Origin of the sequence: Daejeonella lutea (assembly GCF_900168015.1) — a bacterium.
GTDB lineage: Bacteria > Bacteroidota > Bacteroidia > Sphingobacteriales > Sphingobacteriaceae > Daejeonella > Daejeonella lutea.
The window spans coordinates 259,610-280,171 of sequence record NZ_FUYR01000002.1 but is presented as its reverse complement, the minus strand read 5'-3'; the positions used below and the strand labels follow the sequence as shown (position 1 = coordinate 280,171).

17 protein-coding genes are annotated in these 20,562 nt (G+C 41.4%); 10 read left to right on the top strand and 7 right to left on the bottom strand.

The window, feature by feature from the left end; genetic code table 11:
* Positions 1-8 precede the first annotated feature (8 nt).
* From B5X60_RS10260 to B5X60_RS10245, 4 genes are all read right to left on the bottom strand, one after another.
* On the bottom strand, positions 9-800 hold the full coding sequence (locus B5X60_RS10260; RefSeq protein WP_079702603.1) for an SDR family oxidoreductase: 792 nt from the start codon (positions 798-800) through the stop codon (positions 9-11).
* Positions 801-811: 11 nt separating this feature from the next.
* Entirely contained in the window at positions 812-1,945 is a 1,134-nt protein-coding gene (gene hemW, locus B5X60_RS10255; protein WP_079702602.1) for a radical SAM family heme chaperone HemW, read from the bottom strand.
* A gap of 196 nt (positions 1,946-2,141) precedes the next feature.
* Positions 2,142-3,095 carry an EamA family transporter gene (locus B5X60_RS10250; RefSeq protein ID WP_079702601.1) on the bottom strand — a complete coding sequence of 318 codons (954 nt, stop codon included), beginning with the start codon at positions 3,093-3,095 and terminating at the stop codon, positions 2,142-2,144.
* Complete coding sequence (locus B5X60_RS10245) at positions 3,095-3,571, bottom strand: Lrp/AsnC family transcriptional regulator (protein ID WP_079702600.1); 477 nt, start codon at positions 3,569-3,571, stop codon at positions 3,095-3,097. Before B5X60_RS10245 ends, B5X60_RS10250 begins: the two co-directional genes overlap by 1 nt.
* 262 nt (positions 3,572-3,833) lie before the next feature.
* On the opposite strand from B5X60_RS10245, the gene B5X60_RS10240 reads away from it, so the two are divergent.
* The 6 genes from B5X60_RS10240 (at position 3,834) to porN (ending at position 10,593) form a co-directional block, all read left to right on the top strand.
* Positions 3,834-4,823 carry a DUF4271 domain-containing protein gene (locus tag B5X60_RS10240; protein WP_079702599.1) on the top strand — a complete coding sequence of 330 codons (990 nt, stop codon included), beginning with the start codon at positions 3,834-3,836 and terminating at the stop codon, positions 4,821-4,823.
* A 12-nt stretch (positions 4,824-4,835) separates the two neighbouring features.
* Entirely contained in the window at positions 4,836-5,606 is a 771-nt protein-coding gene (locus tag B5X60_RS10235) for a uroporphyrinogen-III synthase (protein WP_079702598.1), read from the top strand.
* A 383-nt stretch (positions 5,607-5,989) separates the two neighbouring features.
* Positions 5,990-7,309, top strand: coding sequence for a T9SS ring complex lipoprotein PorK/GldK (porK, locus tag B5X60_RS10230; RefSeq protein WP_079702597.1), 1,320 nt, complete (start codon positions 5,990-5,992; stop codon positions 7,307-7,309).
* A gap of 35 nt (positions 7,310-7,344) precedes the next feature.
* Positions 7,345-8,145: a type IX secretion system motor protein PorL/GldL gene (gene porL / locus B5X60_RS10225; RefSeq protein WP_079702596.1), complete on the top strand. Its 801-nt coding sequence runs from the start codon at positions 7,345-7,347 to the stop codon at positions 8,143-8,145.
* Positions 8,146-8,190: 45 nt separating this feature from the next.
* Positions 8,191-9,720 carry a type IX secretion system motor protein PorM/GldM gene (porM, locus tag B5X60_RS10220; RefSeq protein WP_079702595.1) on the top strand — a complete coding sequence of 510 codons (1,530 nt, stop codon included), beginning with the start codon at positions 8,191-8,193 and terminating at the stop codon, positions 9,718-9,720.
* A 6-nt stretch (positions 9,721-9,726) separates the two neighbouring features.
* Positions 9,727-10,593 (top strand): type IX secretion system ring subunit PorN/GldN, encoded by an 867-nt coding sequence (porN, locus tag B5X60_RS10215; RefSeq protein WP_079702594.1) that lies wholly within the window; start codon positions 9,727-9,729, stop codon positions 10,591-10,593.
* A gap of 51 nt (positions 10,594-10,644) precedes the next feature.
* Here porN and uvrC read toward each other — a convergent pair whose 3' ends face one another.
* The 3 genes from uvrC to porW form a co-directional block, all read right to left on the bottom strand.
* Complete coding sequence (uvrC, locus tag B5X60_RS10210; RefSeq protein ID WP_079702593.1) at positions 10,645-12,459, bottom strand: excinuclease ABC subunit UvrC; 1,815 nt, start codon at positions 12,457-12,459, stop codon at positions 10,645-10,647.
* 171 nt (positions 12,460-12,630) lie between these two features.
* Positions 12,631-14,865, bottom strand: coding sequence for a transglycosylase domain-containing protein (locus tag B5X60_RS10205; protein ID WP_079703237.1), 2,235 nt, complete (start codon positions 14,863-14,865; stop codon positions 12,631-12,633).
* Positions 14,866-14,876: 11 nt separating this feature from the next.
* Positions 14,877-17,597 (bottom strand): tetratricopeptide repeat protein, encoded by a 2,721-nt coding sequence (porW, locus tag B5X60_RS10200; protein ID WP_456073011.1) that lies wholly within the window; start codon positions 17,595-17,597, stop codon positions 14,877-14,879.
* A 251-nt stretch (positions 17,598-17,848) separates the two neighbouring features.
* Between porW and B5X60_RS10195 the strand changes: the two genes are divergently transcribed.
* The 4 genes from B5X60_RS10195 to B5X60_RS10175 all read left to right on the top strand — a co-directional run bounded on the left by B5X60_RS10195 (position 17,849) and on the right by B5X60_RS10175 (position 20,495).
* The gene (locus tag B5X60_RS10195) at positions 17,849-18,100 is read left to right on the top strand and encodes an AtpZ/AtpI family protein (RefSeq protein WP_079702591.1); all 252 of its coding nucleotides are present in this window, start codon (positions 17,849-17,851) and stop codon (positions 18,098-18,100) included.
* Positions 18,101-18,500: 400 nt separating this feature from the next.
* On the top strand, positions 18,501-19,643 hold the full coding sequence (atpB, locus tag B5X60_RS10185) for a F0F1 ATP synthase subunit A (RefSeq protein ID WP_079702589.1): 1,143 nt from the start codon (positions 18,501-18,503) through the stop codon (positions 19,641-19,643).
* Between the two features lie 46 nt (positions 19,644-19,689).
* Positions 19,690-19,908: an ATP synthase F0 subunit C gene (gene atpE, locus B5X60_RS10180; protein ID WP_079703236.1), complete on the top strand. Its 219-nt coding sequence runs from the start codon at positions 19,690-19,692 to the stop codon at positions 19,906-19,908.
* 74 nt (positions 19,909-19,982) lie between these two features.
* The gene (locus B5X60_RS10175; protein WP_079702588.1) at positions 19,983-20,495 is read left to right on the top strand and encodes a F0F1 ATP synthase subunit B; all 513 of its coding nucleotides are present in this window, start codon (positions 19,983-19,985) and stop codon (positions 20,493-20,495) included.
* Positions 20,496-20,562: the final 67 nt, after the last annotated feature.

The following is a 20,562-nucleotide window of genomic DNA, read 5'->3' as shown; positions in this document are numbered from 1 at the left end:
TGGAAGCATTAGGTGACCTTCGCATTACGGATAATTTTAGAAAACAGTGCGGGAAAGAATCTCTTTAACAGAACTCCGTACTTCTCCTTCCCACCGATGTAAACCTCTTGTTGCCCGGTATTAATCGCCTTAACAATCTCTTCAGCACATTCAGAGGCAGACATGCCATTGGCCTGGGCATCATCCATGGTATTCTGTTTTGACCCATCTGCAGTCAAGGCATTATAGGTGACATTTGTTTTGATAAACCCCGGACAGACTATTGTGATCTTTATTTCAGGGTCGATTTCTGTCCTCAACGAATCGAAGTATCCATGTAAGGCATGCTTAGAGGCAGAGTAAGCCGAACGGAACTTCGTTCCGAATTTGCCTACCAGGCTGCTGATAATAACTATTTGACCTGAGTTTCGTGAGATCATCCCCGGCAGAAGTGCTTGTGTAAGAACAATAGCTCCCCAGAAATTAATATCCATAATGCTTTGTGCAACCTTGATATTTGTTTCAATCGCCAGTGAACGCTGACTTACTCCGCCGGAATGGATAATCATATCAATACGACCGTATATAGCCTCCGCCAAAACCGCTTTATCCGCGAGATCATGGGTTCGTTCGAGATCAAGCGGTAGGACGTGAATATCCATCGGATTGCCTTTGCACTTGGTCTTCACTCTGTAAAGAGCCTCACTGTTGCGTGAAGATATTATCAGCTTCGCGCCAAGCTGATTCATTTTATAAGCAAGTGCTTCACCAATACCACTGGAAGCACCAGTGATCCAAATAACTTTATTATTGAAATTCATATCGCCTAGTGCTATAAAAGTTCTACAAAAAGTTCGGAAGCGATGTGATCAGCAAACAACTTACCTTGCTTGCTTAAAGTTACGGTTTGATTAGTGAGTATAGCCCATTCTTTATCGAGAAATGGTTCAAGGCTGTTGCGGATTTGCAGACTATAATCACTGTGGTATCGTTGGCTAACAAAGGAGAGATCAATTCCTTTGCTCGTTCTCAGCGCAGTCATAATATATTCATTGATCCGGTTTTCAGTTGTAAGATGCTCAATCTCGAACGGCACTTTATTCTGCTCCATTGACTGGATGTATTTCATATTGTCGGCCACATTCCATTGCCTGCTATCGCCGTTGAACGAGTGTGCGGAAGGGCCAATACCCATATAGTTCACTCCTTCCCAATAATTTGAATTATGTTTTGAACGACTGCCAGGCTTAGCGAAGTTGGAAATCTCATAATGTTCGAAATCCGCCCCCTGGAGCTCGTCCATAAGAATCTCAAACTGCCTGGCGCTTTGCCCTTCGTCCATAGCTTTTTGTTTTCCTTTCTGGATGAAGGAGGCCAGTGCAGTTGCTGGCTCAACTGTCATCGAATAGGAAGAAATATGCGGTATCTGCAGGTCAATCAGCTCACGGATGTTGAACATCCATTTCTCGTCTGACAAGAGCGGGTAACCGTAGATCAGATCGGCAGTGATATTCTCAAAACCGGCGTCCTGCACCCGTTTTATCGAACTTAGTCCTTCTGAAGCATTATGCGCGCGGTTCATCCATTTCAGATCCTCCTCAAAGAAAGACTGAATTCCAATGCTGAAACGATTAACTGGGGTTTGGCGAAATTCCTTCACTTTTTGAGGGATTAGGTCGTCCGGGTTGGCTTCAAGGGTAATTTCTGCAGACGCTGATACTTCGTAATTTTCAGTAATAGTATGTATAAGCATACTCAGGTCGTCCACGCTTAGAACCGAGGGTGTGCCGCCGCCAAAGTATATTGTCTCGATTAGCTCATTCCCCAAATAAGGCTTTCTTAGGATCAACTCGCTTCGTAAAGCCTTAACCATCTGATCCTTGTATGCAGGCGATGTGCTAAAGTGAAAATCGCAATAATGGCAAGCTTTTTTACAGAAAGGGATGTGAAGGTAAATTCCAGCCATGTTCCAAAATTACGGTATCTGAATTAATAAATAAGCAGCCGTCTTGTCCCTGATCCTCGATGCTGCATTTGCCGTTCATTTGCCGTTCATTTGCCGTTGATCTGCTTGTTAAATATAGGCCGATAATTAGGGAAAGATTTCCTTCGCACATCTCGTGAATCTGTTTGAAAAATTACTTCAGCAGGTCAACAGAAATCTAAGCCGCCTTACTCATTGCCGCCAGCTTTTCGCGCCTGTATTTAGCCATGTTGATAAGCAATACGCTGCCGAGAATGGTAACGAGTCCCAGAATTTGAATAAGGGTTATTTTTTCATTTGCGAAAATTAGAGCCAGGAGCACAGCAACAACCGGATTGACGTATGCATAAGTACTTACCTGCATAGCCGGACGCACTTTCAATAGCCATACATAGGCACTAAAGCCGGCGATTGAGCCCAGGAAAACCAGGTAAAAAACAGAGAGCCATGCTCCGGTAGAAACGGCACTAAAGTCAAAACCGTTGATTTCACCGCGGACTAGCATACCGGGTAGAAAAGCAATCCCCGCAGCCATCATTTGCCAGGAGGTGTTTACCATCGTCGAACCTTGAGATGATTTATATTTAGAATACAGTGACCCCCCGGCCCAGGCGATGGAGGCCAGGATCAATAAAGCCATTGTGCCAATGCCAACCCCTCCGCTTCCTTTGATGGATGCCGATACCTGTTCACTGAAAAGCATCAGCACACCGGCTAGTCCGATAATCATGCCCAGGATAATTGACCGGCTTCGGAAATTTTCTGCCCATTTTGGCTGGTCTAGCAGCACGAACCACAATGGCGCTGATGATACTGTTATTGATGCAAGTCCGCTGGGGACACTTTGCTCTACCCAAATGATAATACCGTTTCCGAAAAATAAAAGTAAAACTCCGCTGATGATCGCATGCTTAATATTTGGGATTCCAAACAGCTTTTCGCCCTTGATGATACACCATGCCGTAAGACAAATGCCTGCCATAAGGAACCGCATTGCTCCAAGCATGAACGGTGGAAATTCTGCTACCGCCTTTTCGATGAAGAAGTAGGTTGATCCCCAAACAATATAGACGATAGCAAAGGCAATGATCACCATGATTGGCGACGCAGATTTGGTGGTAGAAGCGGTCATTATTTTGTGATTACAAGTTGTTGCTGTTCCTTTACCGTTTCCAGGACAATGGTTGTACGGGTGGATAAAATATTCGGAATCTTACTCAAAGAGTTACGCATCAGATACATCAGTGAGGCAGAATCACTTGTTCGAATTTTAACCAGATAGCAATCTTCACCTGCAACATGATGCACTTCCTGCACTTCAGGAACCTCGGCGAGCAGTTTTGCTGTATCATTGCAACCCATACCATCTGCAGACTTGATGAAAACAAACGCCAGCAAACTCTGATGTAATGCCAAAGGGTTCAGCCGGGTAGTGTACTGGAGAATCACCTCTTTTTGTTCCAGTTTTTTTACTCTTTCAAGAACGCCCGACGGAGCCATTTCAAGTTCACGCGCAATGTCTGCATTGGAAATACGTGCATTATCCTGCATTAGGCGCAGTATGCTCAAATCGGTCTGGTCAAGATGTAATTCCTTTGGGTTTGTCATTCTCCAAAGGTAATAAAATAATGAATAATATTCAACGCAAGATAATTAAATTAGATTATTATTCTAAAATAAAAGACATGTAGCGAATTAATGGCATTAATCCTTGCTTGATTCTTCATCATTACTACTCATTACATGGTTTTGTGAAATTTTATTTCAGGAAGCTTGCTGTCCTGATTTTAGTTTGTTGTTTGAACTATGCTAGGATACCAGCTAAAAAATGCAGAAATTTGCACCACAATAATCCTCTGAAATAAAGCTTTTGGGAAAGTTAAAACGGCTACACGGAGTTCTGCTCGTGTTATTTCTGCTTAATTCGACGGCTTGGGCACAAAACGATACCACAAGTACATTTATAAGGACGCCGCGGGTATACCGGCCGGTCTACAGGGATTCTGCCTTTCTTGCAAGAAGACAATTCATCCGTGATTCGATAAAGAATGTGCAAGACTCATTGGCGATTGTATGGATCAAAAAGCCTGATGTTAATCGTCCAAACCGCTTTATCGACAGTCTTATTAAATTATACAAGGTCGAAAATCTCGATTTTTCAGGCTGGGCCGCAAAATTCCCCAGAAAGGTTAATCGGTATGATGAGGGTACCCCGAGACCGACCGGTGAAAGGTGGATCATGGGTGTGGTGTTGTTCCTTGTCCTATTTTTTGCGGTTATAAAATTCTTTTTTTCGAAAGAGCTAGGCTCGATCGTGCAATCCTTCTACAGTAATCAAATACTCGGGCAAATTAATAAAGAAGATAATCTCTTTAGTTCCTGGCCCTTCATATTCCTTTATTTGTTGTTCGGCCTGATCGTTGGTTTATACTTATATCTAGCTAGTAAATATTTGCAGTTGTCTTACCCGGTAGAGGGTTTCGAGTTGTTTATCCTACTCTCTGCATTGGTTATAGGTTTGTTTACCGTGAAAATCATAGTATTAAGATTGCTGGGTTTTCTATTTGACATCAGCCGTTTGGTGAGAGAGTATGTGTCCATATTATATTTAAGCTATTTCAACAGTGCTTTAATTTTTCTGCCTCTGGTAATCGCGTTCAGTCTCACGCCGAGCCGGTATGCAGGAATCTTTGGATATGCCGGAATAGTTATGTTGGTGCTAATTTTCATTCTCCAATTCCTCCGGGCTGGAACCAATATTTTATCTAACTATAGGTTTCCAAAAGTTTATTTAATTATTTACCTTTGTGCCCTCGAATTTTGCCCATTGATTATTCTTTTTAAAGCACTTAGGTTTTAAGTTTCAATAAATATGCAAGTACCATCAAATGCGAAACACAGAAAAGTCAAAAGTATTCTGGTTACGCTGCCTAAACCTGAATCAGAAAAATCCCCCTATTTCGATCTTGCAAAAAAGTATAATCTAAAAATTGATTTCCGATCATTTATTCATGTTGAAGGTGTTGCTGCGAAAGATTTTCGTAAGGAGAAAATCAACCTCGCCGATTTCACTGCGGTAATATTCACCAGTAAAAATGCTGTTGATCATTTCTTCAGGATAAGTGAAGAAATGAGGTTTGATGTTCCAGCTGACATGAAATATTTCTGTATATCTGAAACCATAGCGTTGTATCTTCAAAAATACATTCAATACCGCAAGCGTAAGATATTCTTCGGCAAGCAAACCGCCGCTGATCTTGCTGACGTGCTAAAGAAACATGCCACCGAGAAATTTCTCTATCCATGTTCTGATGTTGCCGCCGAGGAAACTCAGAAATTTCTTCATGACAACGGATACGACTTTAAGCCTGCAATCTTGTTTCATACCGTTTGCAGCGATCTCTCAGATCTTGCAGAAGTCTTTTATGATGTAATTGCGTTTTTTAGTCCCAGCAGTATTCACTCCTTATATATCAATTTCCCTGACTTTCAGCAAAATAATACCCGTATTGCTGCCTTTGGAGCGAGTACTCACAAAGCTGCGCTGGAGCATGAGCTTGTGCTTGATATACCAGCGCCAACCCCGCAGGCTCCCAGCATGACCATGGCAATAGAACAATACATTAAGCAAGCCAACAAATAGCAAAGCCCTTTTTTTTCGTACATAGTAAGAACGTGAATAAAGTTATTGGGTGATTAATATTTTCAGCAACCTTTATATCTCAAAAACCGTATCAAAGAAATATTTTAGGTAGAACAAAATACGTGATGTATTTTAGCGTTCTATATCGTCTAAAACTGCCGAAGTTCGTACTTTTATGCGTGAGAATGAGGCGGTTAAGGGCTGAGGAATTAGTTTGTGTATCTTTATTGTGTACTTTTTTATTATATTCGGGTTAATTTTTCCCTGTGAAAATTGTGAACCTGGTTGGATGTAAAACTGGTGCACACGGTCTCACGCTTACGGGATTGTTGTGATATATGAGCGTGCGGGCACAATTACCAATAAAAACAATTAGATAAAAAATGAGAAAATTATACTTTATCGCTCTTGCAGCACTGGCGGTTTTAGGCACGGGCTGTGGTAAAGGTGGGGGTGGCGGTGAGCTGGTTGGGGTTTCAAGCAAAAAGTTTAAAAACAACGAAGTTCCTTACGGGATGGTGTATATTCCTGCCGGGACTTTCATTATGGGCCAAACTGACCAGGACGTAACCTACGCTCAAATTTCACAAAATAAGCAAGTAACAGTTCAGGCCTTTTACATGGATGAAACCGAAATCACCAATAGTGAATATCGTCAATTCGTGAATTGGGTTCGGGACTCAATTGCTATCACAACGTACTTATCAGACGATCCTCAATATTTCATACAACCTAAGAAGCAGGACCCAAATGATGCCGGCAAGAAATTCATCAACTGGAAGAAGGTTGGTAATGGCAGTGCACTTTGGGGAGGAAAAGGAAAAGCAAGTGCAAATGCCGCTAAGTTACAGGCGATGTACTATCAGGGTGAAGACCGGGTTTTTGACCGTAATGAGCTTGACGTTCGGCTTTTGAAGTACAATTTTGCAATCATGAGATTGCGTGAAGCTTCGAACAGCAGATTTAATAAGGATGCCAAGAGGTCTGACTTTATTCTTAGAGATACTGTAGGGATTTATCCCGATACACTTGTTTGGTTATCTGACTTTGCTTACGCGCAGAATGAGCCAATGGTTAAGGGATATTTTTCACACCCGGCATTTGCAAATTATCCAGTCGTTGGTGTTAACTGGAGACAAGCCCGGGCATTTACAGTTTGGCGCACACGTTTTAACGAATCATACAAAGAAAGTCGCCGTTTGCCTAAGAGAGCAGACTACGAATTGCCTACTGAAGCCGAATTTGAATACGCAGCACGAGGCGGTCGTGTGGGTACCAGTTACCCATGGGGCGGACCATACATCCGGAACGCTAAAGGTTGTCTGATGGCGAACTTTAAGCCAGGCCGTGGTAACTATATTGATGATGGGGGACCTTTCACTGTAAATGTCAAATCTTATTATCCGAACGACTACGGTTTGTATAACATGGCTGGTAATGTTTCAGAATGGACGTCCTCAGCTTTTGATGAATCAGCTTCTACTTTCACTCATGATATGAACCCAACTTTTAGCTACGAAGCACGCCCGGAAGATCCCGAAGTGTTAAAACGTAAAGTGGTTCGTGGTGGATCGTGGAAAGATATCGGTTACTTCCTGCAAAATTCTGCCCGCCAATTTGAATTCCAGGACACCTCAAAATCTTATGTCGGTTTCCGTTGCATTACAAAATATCAGGGACGCGACATTAAAGACAAAATCTAAAAAAATAACTTCTATTTATAATTCGTATATCCGTTATGGCTCAAAAGAAAAAATTCAAATTTGGTATTAACACTCTGATATCATGGGGTGCTTCAGTTGTAATCGTCGGTCTGATGTTCAAAATCCTTCACTGGAAGGGTGGTGAGATGATGATTGCTGCCGGCTTGATTACAGAAGCATTGCTGTTTTTCGCATTAGGTTTCCAGGCAGAGACTACAGAAACTGACTGGACCAGGGTGTATCCAGAGCTTGATCCGGATTACAAGGGAGAGCTTCCAACATCGTCCTCATTTCAGACGTCTTCATCACCGAATTCTACTGCCGCGTTGGACAAGATGTTGTCGGATGCAAAGATCGGACCTGATCTGATTGAAAGCCTTGGTACAGGACTTCGTACATTTGGGGATAAAGTTTCCGCTATATCCAACGTCGCAGATTCTGCAAGTGCAACCAGCGAATTTACTGCTAAAGTAAAGACTGCTTCAGGTAGTTTTGATAATCTAAATTCTGCTTTCGATAAGGCAACTTCAAGCTTGAGAGAAATGGCAGATACTGGAATTGACTCTAAAGCGTACCACGATCAGGTTAATGCATTGGCTAAAAATATTTCGGCATTAAATGCTGTATATGAGTTGGAGCTTCAGGATTCCAGTGCTCATTTAAAATCAATGAATAAGTTCTATTCAAATCTTTCTCTAACCATGCAAAACTTCAATGAATCAATGGAAGATTCCAAGCAATTCAAGGAAGAAGTTGGGAAATTAGCCAAGAATTTGGCGTCACTGAATTCTATATATGGCAATATGTTGTCAGCTATGAATCAGCCACGCGGCTAATGCTTAATAAATAATTTTATTCGTACAATTTTTAACTAGAAATGCATGGCTGGAGGTAAAGAAACCCCAAGGCAGAAAATGATCGGAATACTGTACCTGGTGCTGCTCGGTTTGGTAGCATTGAATGTCAGTGATTCGATCTTAGAGGCTTTTAAAAACTTAACAGATAGTCTTAACACGTCGACTCAGAATGTTCAGAGTGGTGTTGAAGCGACATATGCCTCTTTTGAGGCAACCAAGTTAAAGGAAGAGCCTGCTAGAGCTAAGCCAATTTACGACAAGGCGAAACAAGCTAGCGGATACCTTAACGAACTCAATACTTATGTTGATGACCTTCAGAAACTTTTTCTTAAAGAAGGAGGTGGTATTAATGAAGCAACTGGTGACATCAGCGCTCGCGATAACCTGGATATTTCTCCTCGTTTGATGATAAATCAAGGGCGGGCTGCGGTGCTTAAGAAAAAAATAAACGATACCCGTACTAAATTGCTTGGGTTACTTGATGAAAAAGAACGTCAAGGTATTAACTTTTCCCTTCAGGCTGTTGATCCCCCGGATCGGGCTGGAGTTAACAGATCATGGGAGCAATCTAACTTTGGTGATGGTATTCCCTTAACTGCGGCCATTACTGCGCTAGCGAAGATCAAGGCCGATACTAAGAATGCAGAATCTGAGATTGTTAAAAGGATTCTTGGAAAGATGGATCAGGCTGTTGTGAACCTTGACCAATTTTCTGCAGTTGCAGTAGCACCTACTTCTTATCTGATTCAGGGACAGCCTTACACAGCAGAAGTATTTTTAACGGCATCTGATTCTAAATCAAGCCCTGATATTACTGTTGGTGGTTCACGACTTGCAATCAAAGATGGAAAAGGGACTTATACTGTTAATACAAGTAAGGAGGGAATTTTCAGCTGGTCTGGTGTAGTTCGTGTTAAGCAAACAGACGGCTCAATAAAAACCTATACTACCCCAATTCAAAAATATCAGGTAGCTCGTCCATCGGCGGTTGTTTCGCCCGATAAGATGAATGTGTTTTACATTGGCGTACCAAATCCTGTTTCTGTTTCAGCACCGGGAATTCCTAAGGAAAGTTTGGCGGTTTCCATGACAGGAGGAAGTATTTCCGGTTCTGCAGGCAAATATACCGTAACTGTAAATAGCCCGGGTTCTGCTACAGTGAACGTATCAGCCAATATTGGAGGTAAAACTCAAAATGTCGGAAGTACACAATTCCGTGTCAAAAGAATTCCTGACCCGATCGCAAAGTTCGCCGGGAAAACTGGCGGAGCATTAAGTTCAGTGGTCATCAAATCACAGAACTCTATATTTGCCATTCTTGAAAACTTTGATTTCGATGCAAAATTCCGTGTAACTCGCTTTAGCATGGTTATAGCTAAACCTCGTGCAGATGCGGTTGTTTTACAGGCTAATGGTGGTTCATTCAGTAGTCAGATGCAGGCAGCTGTTGCTGCGGTAACGCCGGGTACAAGGGTGATATTTGATGATATAGTTGCGGTAGGACCTGATGGAACTCAGCGAGCCATTCCTGGAATGGTATTTAAAGCAAATTAATTGGTTATGAAGAAGATAATTTTAGCTCTTATTCTTTTTGCCGGCAGTGTTCAGGCTTTTGCCCAGTTGCCGAATTTGAATAATGACACAGTGCCGCAGAGAGCTCAAAAACCACTTGATGGGTATTATGAGAAAAAGAACATTTTAAGTGCAAAGGTATCGCCATATGCTAGTCTTCGTGAGTCGGATGTAATGTTCAGCAAGCGTGTTTGGCGTGAAATTGACCTAAGGGAAAAGGTTAATATGATTTTTGCTTCGCCGAAGGCCAGGTTGATAACCATCTTAACAGATGCAATTGCGGAAGGTGAGCTTACTGCATACAGTGCAACTGCGACCAAGGATGATGTAAACGGAGATGAATTTTCATCAGTACTCACTCCTGAACAAGCAATGGGAACATTCGCTGATAGCGTGCTGGTACCGGTATTCGACACAGATGGTAATCAAACAGGAACAACTGTAAAGCCTGGCGAATTTAATCCTGACAGTATCATCAAGTTCAGAATAAAAGAGGATTGGATCTTTGATAAACAACGTTCAGTTTTTGAACCGAGGATTATCGGTATAGCACCGATGATTAAAATTCAGGCAGCAGGGCAATCATTCGATGAGCAGCCGGCATTCTGGATCTATTTCCCGGAAGCCCGTCACTTACTGGTAACGAAAGCTGTAATGAACAGAGACAACGATGCCACCGGGTTAAGTTATGACGATGTATTTATGAAGCGAATTTTCTCCAGTTACATTGTAAAAGAATCAAATCCTGAAGATCTGCGAATTAAAGATTATGCAATCGGTATCGATAAGCTACATGAATCGGATAGGGTAAAAAAGGAATTAATGAACTTCGAACACGACCTTTGGTCGTATTAGCGGTCTGACAACAGATTCTGAGTTCGAAACGATATAATATTAAGCCCCGGATTAGATCCGGGGCTTTTCGTTTTTGAAGTAATTCTTTAAGGCTGACAGTTGGCTTTTATTCACCACCTCGCTCAACTCTTCCTGGCTCGCTTCTTTAATCTTCTTTACAGACTTAAAATGCCGCAACAATTTGTCAGCAGTAGTCCGCCCGACACCCGGGATATTTTCCAATTCTGTAGCCAGTGTAGCTTTATTTCTTTTGCTTCTGTGGAACGTAATTCCAAAACGATGGGCTTCATCCCTGAGCTGCTGTATGATCTTCAGCGTCTCTGATTTTTTATCCAGATACATGGGATATTGATCACCGGGATAATAAATTTCTTCCAGCTTTTTGGCGATACCTATAATCGTTACCTGCGTTTCAATTCCAAGTGTTTTTAGACTTTTCATCGCTGAGGATAGCTGGCCCTTTCCTCCATCTATTACAATAAGCTGTGGAAGGGGCTGTTCTTCTTCCAGCATTCTTCGATATCTCCTAAAGACCGCTTCTTCCATCGTTGCAAAGTCATCAGGGCCTTCTACGGTTTTTACGTTGAAATGCCGGTAATCTTTTTTGGATGGCTTAGCATCTTTAAACACCACGATAGCGGAAACCGGAAACTTCCCCTGAAAGTTGGAATTATCGAAGCATTCGATATGCCGTGGTAGTTGGTTTAATCGTAGGTCTTTCATCATCTGGGTGAGAAGCCTGTCCGTTCGTAACTCCGGATTAAGCTTTTCATACTGTTCGAGTTTTTCACGTTTAAAGAACATCACATTCTTTTGCGAAAGATCCAGCAACTTCCTTTTCTCTCCAAGTTTTGGAACGTTAACACGCATCCCAGATTCGCTTAGGTCGAGGTCGAATGGAACTATGATTTCCCTGGATGTACTGTTGAATCGGGTTCTGAACTCAAAAATTGCGATTGTTAAGAGCTCTTCATCCGTCTCGTCCAATCGCTTTTTCATTTCCAGAGTTTGAGTCTGGATGACCGTTCCATTCATAACTTTCAGGTAGTTCACGAATGCATGTTTTTCATCTGTCGCGATGCTGAAAACATCAACATCTGTAATGGACGAGTTTACAATCGTGGATTTACTTTGATAGCGATCCAGAAGATCATACTTTCGCTTTAGACGGTGCGAAAGCTCGAAATTAAGTTCAGCAACAGAGGTGTCCAGCTGACCTTTTAGTCTTTTAATTACAGCACTTGTTTTCCCATTGAGAATATCTTTGATCTCAGATATGTTCTGGTCGTAATCGTCATCTGTCTGAAACGCCTGGCAGGGTCCTTTGCAATTTCCTATCTGATATTCCAGGCATACGCGGAATTTTCCTGCGAGTATGTTAGACTGGGTAAGGGGAAGATTACAGGTCCGCAAGGGATAGATTTCCTTAATCATTCCCAATATCGTATGCATCATGCTGATAGACGCATATGGGCCGAAGTAGGTAGAGCCATCCTTGATGATTTTCCGCGTCCAGAAGATTCTTGGAAATGGCTCATTTTTAATGATAATCCATGGGTAGGTCTTATCATCTTTAAGAAGAATGTTGTATTTAGGCTGATGCTTTTTTATCAGGCTATTCTCAAGCAGCCAGGCATCAATCTCGGTATCAACTATAGTGAACGTTACACGCCGGATTTTGCTTACAAGTACACGCGTTTTAGCGTTGATACGATAATTGTCTTTATTGAAATAGGAAGTAACCCGATTTTTTAAATTCTTCGCCTTACCGATATAAATCAATTCATCGCTTTCTGACCAGAATTGGTAGATCCCTGGTTTATGGGGGATATTTTTTATAGCCGCACGGTGATCAAACTTTTCCATTTATAGTAATAATCAGATTGCCTGCCTGCCGCAGGCAGGCTTCGTCGTACCTTCCTTACCGTCCGGTAGGGCGTTCACGCAAGGACAAGTTAAATGAAAATTTACGATTTCTGTTCTTTGCGAGCCGCCTGTCAATGCGAGCGAAGCGCGGCAATCCCTTCAGCTACACTTTTAAAATCCAAGCTTCTTGTCTAGTTCAGTCTCTACAGATTGTTGTTTAGAATATGCTCCACAATCCAAAGTTGTAGTTACACCTCCTTTTGGAAGAGGGAAATCACCTTTGGTATACCTGAGGGTTTGGTCGGCATAAACTTTCTGCATATATATACCGAAAATCGGAAGCGCTGTATTTGCACCCTCCCCAAAGTCGGTTGAAGAAAAATGTATTGCTCTATCTTCAGCACCTGTCCAGACACCCGTTACCAGCTGTGGGGTGATACCCATAAACCATCCATCAGAGTTATTATTAGTAGTACCAGTTTTTCCTCCTATCGGGTTAGTTAATTTGTATTTCCACCCCAATCTTACACCAGTTCCTTCCCTTACAACAGCTTTTAACATATCGGTCATTACATAAGCTGTTTGCTCATCCAAGACCACTTTAATTCTCGGTTTACGCTCATAAATCACGTTACCATTTTTATCCTCGATGCGAAGCAGATAAATAGGTTCAGTCCATATTCCATGATTCACAAACACAGAGTACGCCCCAACCATATCATATACCGAGGCCTCGAAAGAACCAAGTGCAATGGACGGGACAGCGGGCACGTTTGGAACGCCCATATTTTTAGCAAGAGTTGAAACTGCCGTGGCACCGACTTGTTTCATCAGGAACATTGTTGAATTATTCTGAGAATGTGCGAGTGCCTTTTTCAAAGTTAGTGGCCCGGGCAGTGATCTGTATGCTCTTGGCGTATAAGAAGTGCCATCACCTGCATCAATACTCACCGGAAGATTATCAACCATAAAGCAAGGAGAGAACCCTCCGTTTCCAATTGCCACAGCGTATGTAAACGGTTTAGCTGTCGATCCAACCTGTCGTGTTCCGACTTTGACCTGATCATATTTAAAATGGTTGAAATCAATGCCTCCAACCCAAGCTCTCACGTAACCCGTTTGAGGTTCCATTGACATCACTGCATTGCGCAGTAATAATTTATAATACTTGATGGAGTCGATGGGCTTCATCATGGTATCGATTTCTCCCCGCCAGCTGAAAATAGTCATCTTGGCTGGTGTCCTGAAATCTTCAAGAATCTCTTCTTCAGTTTTTCCTTCATCCTTCAGAGCTTTATACCGGTCAGATCGTTTCATTCCCTGGTCGATCAGTCCTTTAGCCTCTTTAAAATTAAAAGGATCGCGTCCTTTCCAAGAGTTCTTAAAGCTCACCTGCAGGGTTTTCATGTATTCTTTCTGTGCTTCCTCAGCATAATGCTGCATGCGTGAATTCAGCGTGGTATATATTTTCAAACCATCCCGGTCAAGGTCATAAGGTGTATTGTCTGCTTTGTAAATACTATTTTCTTCGAGTGTTTGCTGAACATCTTTTTTCAGTACTGCGCGAAAATATGCAGCTGAGCCGTCTGCATGATCCGTAGGATTAAAGGCAAGCCCCAATGGCAACTGCTTAAGTTTTTCAGAATCTTCGTCACTGATGTAGCTGGCTTTATTCATATTCTCAAGTACTGTGTTCCGGCGGGCCAGTGCACGTTCCGGATTCCGATGTGGATTATAATAGGATGGCCCTTTAAGCATCCCTATCAATATTGCAGCCTGGTGAGGTTTTAACTTGTCGGGCGTGGTGCTGAAATAGGTTCTTGCAGCAGACTTGATACCATATGTATTATAAGATCCAAAGTCGACTGTGTTCAGATACATGGTCAGAATTTCTTCCTTGGTATACTGACGTTCCAGTTTTACTGCGACGATGAGCTCCTGTGATTTTTGGATCAGCCGTTTAAGAAAGCTTTTGGATCTTCCTTCCTCAGAAAACATATTTAGTGCGAGCTGTTGTGTTATCGTGCTTGCTCCTTGTCGTTTCCCGATAAGGTTGTAGAATATAATGGTAAATGTACGTTTGAAGTCAATTCCGGAGTGGTTGTAAAAACGTATATCCTCCGTGGCAATTAAAGCATTGATCACATTTGGTGAAATCTCATCATATCGCACATTCGACCTGTTTTGTACGTAATATGTTCCAAGCACTACATTATCGTCAGAAATAACTTCCGATGCCTGATTGCTTTTGGGATTTTCAAGGGTGCGAAGATCTGGAAGGCTGCCAAATAGTCCAAGTCCAATACTGAAGATCAAAATAGCTCCAAATGCAATTATTCCGATGATCCATTTCCAGAATCGGATAGTGTAGCGATTTATGTCTTGCTGGGTTAATTGGGATTTCATGTTTGGGCTCATTAGTAGGTGCTTTTGTAAAACTCAACATATTGGTCGAGAGTTGCCCTATCAGTAATCTTATCCAGGTTTTGCTGGTTTATATAAAATGTGCTGTATTTGGCTGCTGGAATTTTCATTATTTCTTTCATCATCGGATTTATGCTATTGTAGTAGTCCTGAGCAGCTCCCCGGCCTTCAAACGGACCTACAAATATAAGCTGGTTTTGCTTATTCACATTTTTTAACTGATGTTTAAGTCCTGCTCGTGGTAAGTTGATCCTGTTAAATTGGCCAATTCCAAACCGCGAAGAGCTTAGGTTAACTACCGGATCGAAAACATTAATAACGAAATAAAATAGGGCAGACTCTTCTTTTACAAAAAGAGAATTTACTTCCGCAGGAACAGAAACTGGCGCCTTTCTATTTTCTGTGACAGTGACCGGTTTGACTTCCGGACTTCTGGTCGAAATTACAGTTGCCACAGGTTCGTTTACTGGTTCCTGAACAAAACGGTCTCCGTTTGGATCATTGTCTATCAATACGACTAAACGTTCACTCAATAACGCCCTGTTTGCATTGATGAATTCCAGGTGTTCTTTCACCAGCGGGACAATTATCTTGTCGTCCGGATATGCGGTTATCAGTTCTTTAAATGCAGTTTCCAACTGCGGAAGTCTCTGGGTACGGCCGATAGCAAGGGCGCGTAAGTAATCTAACTGAGCTGGCATCGGTCTGCCTGTGAATGACTGACCATACTTGTCAACTTGTGAAAGTACCTGATCATATTTTTTGACAGAATAAAGGTCATAAGCTTCATTATAGAACTTATTGTAAGCTATTTCCTGCTCATCGGACCTTTGATTGTACTGTGGATCCAAAATGATCTTCGCGAATGGGGAATCAGGAAAATCATTGAGCAGTAGTTGTTTAAATTCTTCCGCACGTTTCGGATTCACAGTTAAGTTAAGGCGATATAAGTTATAATATATGGCAAGCTTATTCGGGTTCTCCGGAAAACGGCTAAGCAGTTTTTCATAGGTATTTACAGCCTCGGCGGTATCCAGCGACACTTCGCGGTAATAATTTGCTATATCAAAGTATGCAGAAGCAATCTTTTGGTCTGAAGCCAGTTTCTGTTCGGGAGTCAGGGGCATGCCTTCAATGAAGGTACGCCTTATCGTTTCAATATTAGATGCGGTAGGGTCAGGAACTGACTGCTGAAAAGGATTAGCAATGGCTTGATCCGGTGATATAGTTGAGCTGATATCACTTGCCGATTTTTGACTTCGCCTCCAGTTATCTTCAAGCTTTCTATTACCCCATCGCTTTTTAAAATCTAATAAGCCCTGTTTTAATGCGATAGAGTTATTAAAGTAGAATTTGCCTTCCTTCACGCTGTTTGCAAGAGCTTGTGTCGGCCCAGGCAGACTTGAACTGGCAAACGCTTCTGCCGATTTCAGCGCTTTTAACGTTTGCTCCCTAACCAGTGCACCAATGCGTAAATCTCTATCGGCTTCAGGCAGACTTGCGAGCATTTGTAGTGTATCCTGCTGTGAAATTGTCGTAAGTCTGTCGGCTAATAATTCTATGTTCGCTGCTTTAGTATTTATTAGCGCATAATCCGGATACGTCTTTGGCAATGCAGCCAGGGTGCTGTCGTAATAGGCTTTAGATCGTATAAAATCAGATTGATCGAAATAAATTTGAGCAAGCTTTTGATAAGACAGGCCTTTTTGAATGAGATTTTTTGTGCTATTTTTTACAGAAAGGTTATAATTCTCAATCGCTTTTTCCATGTCATTTTCTGCAGCATAACTGTTGCCTATTTGAAAATAGATCTGGTCGACAAAGTCTTTGTTTTTATCGTCTTTTAGGAGCGACCTAAGTTGCTGTGATCTGCTTACTTTATTTCCGTTTTGCTCGTCGCGAATACTAATTCTATTGAGATTCGCATTAAAAGCCATATCAAATGGAGCATTACTCTTGACAACTTCGGTATAATTGTCATATGCTGCTTCAGGCTTTTTTGTTATTTGTTGTAGTTGGGCTACTAGATAGGTCCACCGAATCTTGTGCTGGCGGTTCCGGGCATTTTTAATTGCCTGCTCAAGCATGTTTATCGCCTCTTCATCCTGGTTGGCATATAAATGAAGCTGTGCCTTGGTCGCATATATATCGCCCACAGATTCTTTTTCCGTTTTGATATATTTAAGTGCCGTATCCAAGGTTGCCTCAGCCTCCTCAAATCGCTCAGATTCTATCAGTGACCGGGCTTTCCACGCTAAGGCCGCCTGCCTCAACTCTTTCTCTTCAGGATAAGAGTTATAAACATAAGTGAAAAATTCCGATGCATTGTAGAAGTTCGCTTTGAGATGATTTGCTTTCGCGATCAGGAAATAGGCATCATCAACATAATTACTCAGCGACTTTTCATTAGCAATAACATTAGCCTTAAGGATTGCCTGGTCAAGGTTTTTGATTTCTCCTTGTGCTGTTGCTTCTTTCGGTTCTTTGTATACAGATATGAGCCTTTCATAATCATCGGTCGTGATTAGTTCAATGTTACGCTCGCTATCGTCGACCAGCAGATTCGCATTATACATGATATTATAATGCGCAGTTAGATTCTGCATTCCACGGCTTGCAACAGTCTGTTTTTGAGAATCGCATGCAGAGAACCCTAAACAAATAATGCAAAAATATAATAGGCTGAAAAAGCTAAGTGGATTGTTTGATCTCAATTGATTAATGCTTGACTTTTATAAAACAAAATCTACGCAAAGATATTTTATTCATGCTGGAATTTCCCATGTAAATATAATGTTTCGCTACAAAGAAACCGTCAATTGATCCCGAAGGCGGTCACATGTTTATAGAAAACAAGCATATCCCATATCGAATATTGTCTCAATGTTATTTCTATAACATACCACCCTCATGAGGACCTTAGAAGCAAGATATTATTGATAATTTTGCGCTCTTAAGAATTGCAATGGAAAACCACCAAGAGAAATCAGAAAGCCCCCAGGAAGAAGGTTTGGCGGATGAGAAAAAAGCGCTGAGCGGTTACGCAAAGTATACGGGCGTGGCGTTTCAAATGATGGCGATCATTGGAGCTTTCGCATTCATCGGATATAAAATCGATCAATATTATGCTCATAAAACTCAATGGGTAACGGCGATTGCCTGTGTTATTGGAGTTTGTTTTTCTATCTATCAAACCATAAGGTCGCTGAAGTCATGAGTATTACCAGATTCCTTATCTATTTTGTTCTTTTCAATATATTACTGGCAATACCACCCTTTGTAATTCATCATCACTTTAAGGAACTTGATCTATTGATTCCCCGATTTGATAAGATGTTCATAGTGTTCAGCATTATAACCTTTGTAATCTATTTATTCGCCTCCTGGAGAATGAGCGTAAGCGTAAAATCATCCGGGCAAGCCCTTCTTGCCAGCATCGCAGTAAAGCTGCTTTTGTACATGGTAATAGCCTTTGTTTACATCAGTCAAAACACTGTGAATCCGGCTAAATTTATGATCTGTTTTTTTTATCTATATTTCTTTCATACAGTGTTTGAAATATATTGTTTGTTGTGTAACTTGCGCAACCAAAAAATTAAGTAAATTCCTTATAATAAATGGATTTGAGCCATATTTTCAATTCAAAAAAATTCTTCAGCAAATCATTTTGTGCGGTTTTATTTTCATTGCTGAGCTTTACGGCCTTTTCACAAGAGCATACTTCTGCAGACACGGCGCACGCTGAAACTTCGGTTGCGCATGCTGAAGGCGAGGAAAAAGAAGAAGATATTTCTCAGATGATCCTGCATCACATTGCTGACTCTCATGAGTGGCATTTCTTTGGTGATGTTTCTGTCCCATTGCCCGTTATATTGTATACGGAAAATGGCCTGGTGACATTCCTTTCGAATAAGTTTGGGCATAACGACCACGGTACAGAGGTTATTAACGCAGACGGTGTCAATCTTGTAAATTACCACGGAAAATATTATTATCCTTCAGCAGTTAAAGGCGCGGATGGGACTTACATTACTCACGACTCGAAAGGAGATATCTTAAATACCAAACCTCTTGATATTTCAATTACCAAAAACGTAGTATCCTTATTGATATCGGTGATTGTTCTTCTTGTAGTATTTATTGGAATAGCTAACGCATACAAGAAACGTGAAGGTAAAGCTCCAAAAGGCTTGCAATCTATTCTTGAGCCTATTATTCTTTTTGTTCGTGATGATATTGCGAAACCTCAATTAGGTTACAGATATAAAGGCTTTATGCCTTATTTATTGACAGTGTTCTTTTTCGTGTGGTTAAACAACCTGATGGGATTGATTCCTTTCTTTCCTGGTGGTGCTAACCTTACCGGTAATATTGCGGTAACGATGATGCTTGCCCTTTGTACATTTGTCCTTACTACTATAAATGGTAATAAGAATTACTGGGGTCACGTCTTCACTCCGCACGTTCCATGGTGGTTGTATCCATTGATGATCCCTGTCGAAATCATCGGTTTATTCACCAAGCCTATTGCTTTGATGATACGTTTGTTTGCAAACATTACGGCAGGGCACATCTTGATCCTGAGTTTAATCTCGTTGATCTTTATTATTAAGAGCGTTCTGGTTGCTGGTGTAGCAATTCCGTTTGTACTATTTATCAGTGTAATTGAGCTGGTAGTAGGGTTTATTCAGGCATTTATTTTCACAATTCTGTCAGCCTTGTTTATCGGGATGGCTGTCGAAGAGCATGCTGAGCACTAATATGAATTTATTTTTTGTTTAATATATATTTAAAAATCAGATTATGATCGTTGGAAGTATCGCTGGTATTGGTGCAGGTTTAGCTGCTATCGGAGCTGGCATTGGTATCGGAAGCATTGGTGGTAAAGCTATGGAAGGTATGGCTCGCCAACCGGAAGCAGCATCTAAAATTCAAACAGCTATGTTGATCGCAGCGGCATTCGTTGAGGCGGTTGCTCTATTTGCTGTAGTTGTTGCGTTCTTAGGAACCGGACAAGTAAACTAATTAAAATAAGGCTTGTGCGATTGGCACCGGCCTTATTTTATTATTTTGATTGATTTATTAAATAATATACGATAATGACATTACTGGCATTAAATCCCCTGGTATCACCGGATCCGGGATTATTCATCTGGTCGACAGTAGCCTTTTTAATACTGTTCTTCCTTTTGAGCAAATTCGCATGGAAGCCCATCGTTCAGGCTCTTGATGAGCGGGAGCGTTCAATTGAAGATGCTTTGTCAAAAGCTGAAATGGCTAAAGCTGAAATGGCTAAGCTTATCAGTGAAAATGAAGATCTTTTAAGAGAAGCACGTTTGGAGCGTGACAATATCTTAAAGGAAGCTAAAGAAATTAAAGATCAGATCATCAATGATGCTAAGGACTCAGCGAAAACTGAAGGTGCTAAGCTTATTGAGAAAGCAAAAGACGAGATAAATAATCAAAAGCTTGCCGCAATGGCTGAGATCAAAAACCAGGTTTCAACCTTGTCTCTTGATATTGCTGAAAAAGTGTTGCGTAAGCAATTTGAAGATCAGGATAAACAACAGGCATTAGTTAACGACCTTCTAAAAGAGGTTAAACTTAATTGAGTTGAGAATGGAGAGTTGAGAGTTGAGAATGGAAGTGGGTTTAACGATTGGAAGGCCTCACAACTAA

What these genes read in the sequence shown, in the direction of transcription:
- B5X60_RS10260 (WP_079702603.1), bottom strand. Translation starts at nt 800, where the DNA reads ATGAATTTCAATAATAAAGTTATTTGGATCACTGGTGCTTCCAGTGGT.
- hemW (WP_079702602.1), bottom strand. Translation starts at nt 1,945, where the DNA reads ATGGCTGGAATTTACCTTCACATCCCTTTCTGTAAAAAAGCTTGCCAT.
- B5X60_RS10250 (WP_079702601.1), bottom strand. Translation starts at nt 3,095, where the DNA reads ATGACCGCTTCTACCACCAAATCTGCGTCGCCAATCATGGTGATCATT.
- B5X60_RS10245 (WP_079702600.1), bottom strand. Translation starts at nt 3,571, where the DNA reads ATGACAAACCCAAAGGAATTACATCTTGACCAGACCGATTTGAGCATA.
- B5X60_RS10235 (WP_079702598.1), top strand. Translation starts at nt 4,836, where the DNA reads ATGCAAGTACCATCAAATGCGAAACACAGAAAAGTCAAAAGTATTCTG.
- porK (WP_079702597.1), top strand. Translation starts at nt 5,990, where the DNA reads ATGAGAAAATTATACTTTATCGCTCTTGCAGCACTGGCGGTTTTAGGC.
- porL (WP_079702596.1), top strand. Translation starts at nt 7,345, where the DNA reads ATGGCTCAAAAGAAAAAATTCAAATTTGGTATTAACACTCTGATATCA.
- porM (WP_079702595.1), top strand. Translation starts at nt 8,191, where the DNA reads ATGGCTGGAGGTAAAGAAACCCCAAGGCAGAAAATGATCGGAATACTG.
- porN (WP_079702594.1), top strand. Translation starts at nt 9,727, where the DNA reads ATGAAGAAGATAATTTTAGCTCTTATTCTTTTTGCCGGCAGTGTTCAG.
- uvrC (WP_079702593.1), bottom strand. Translation starts at nt 12,459, where the DNA reads ATGGAAAAGTTTGATCACCGTGCGGCTATAAAAAATATCCCCCATAAA.
- B5X60_RS10205 (WP_079703237.1), bottom strand. Translation starts at nt 14,865, where the DNA reads ATGAAATCCCAATTAACCCAGCAAGACATAAATCGCTACACTATCCGA.
- B5X60_RS10195 (WP_079702591.1), top strand. Translation starts at nt 17,849, where the DNA reads ATGGAAAACCACCAAGAGAAATCAGAAAGCCCCCAGGAAGAAGGTTTG.
- atpB (WP_079702589.1), top strand. Translation starts at nt 18,501, where the DNA reads ATGGATTTGAGCCATATTTTCAATTCAAAAAAATTCTTCAGCAAATCA.
- B5X60_RS10175 (WP_079702588.1), top strand. Translation starts at nt 19,983, where the DNA reads ATGACATTACTGGCATTAAATCCCCTGGTATCACCGGATCCGGGATTA.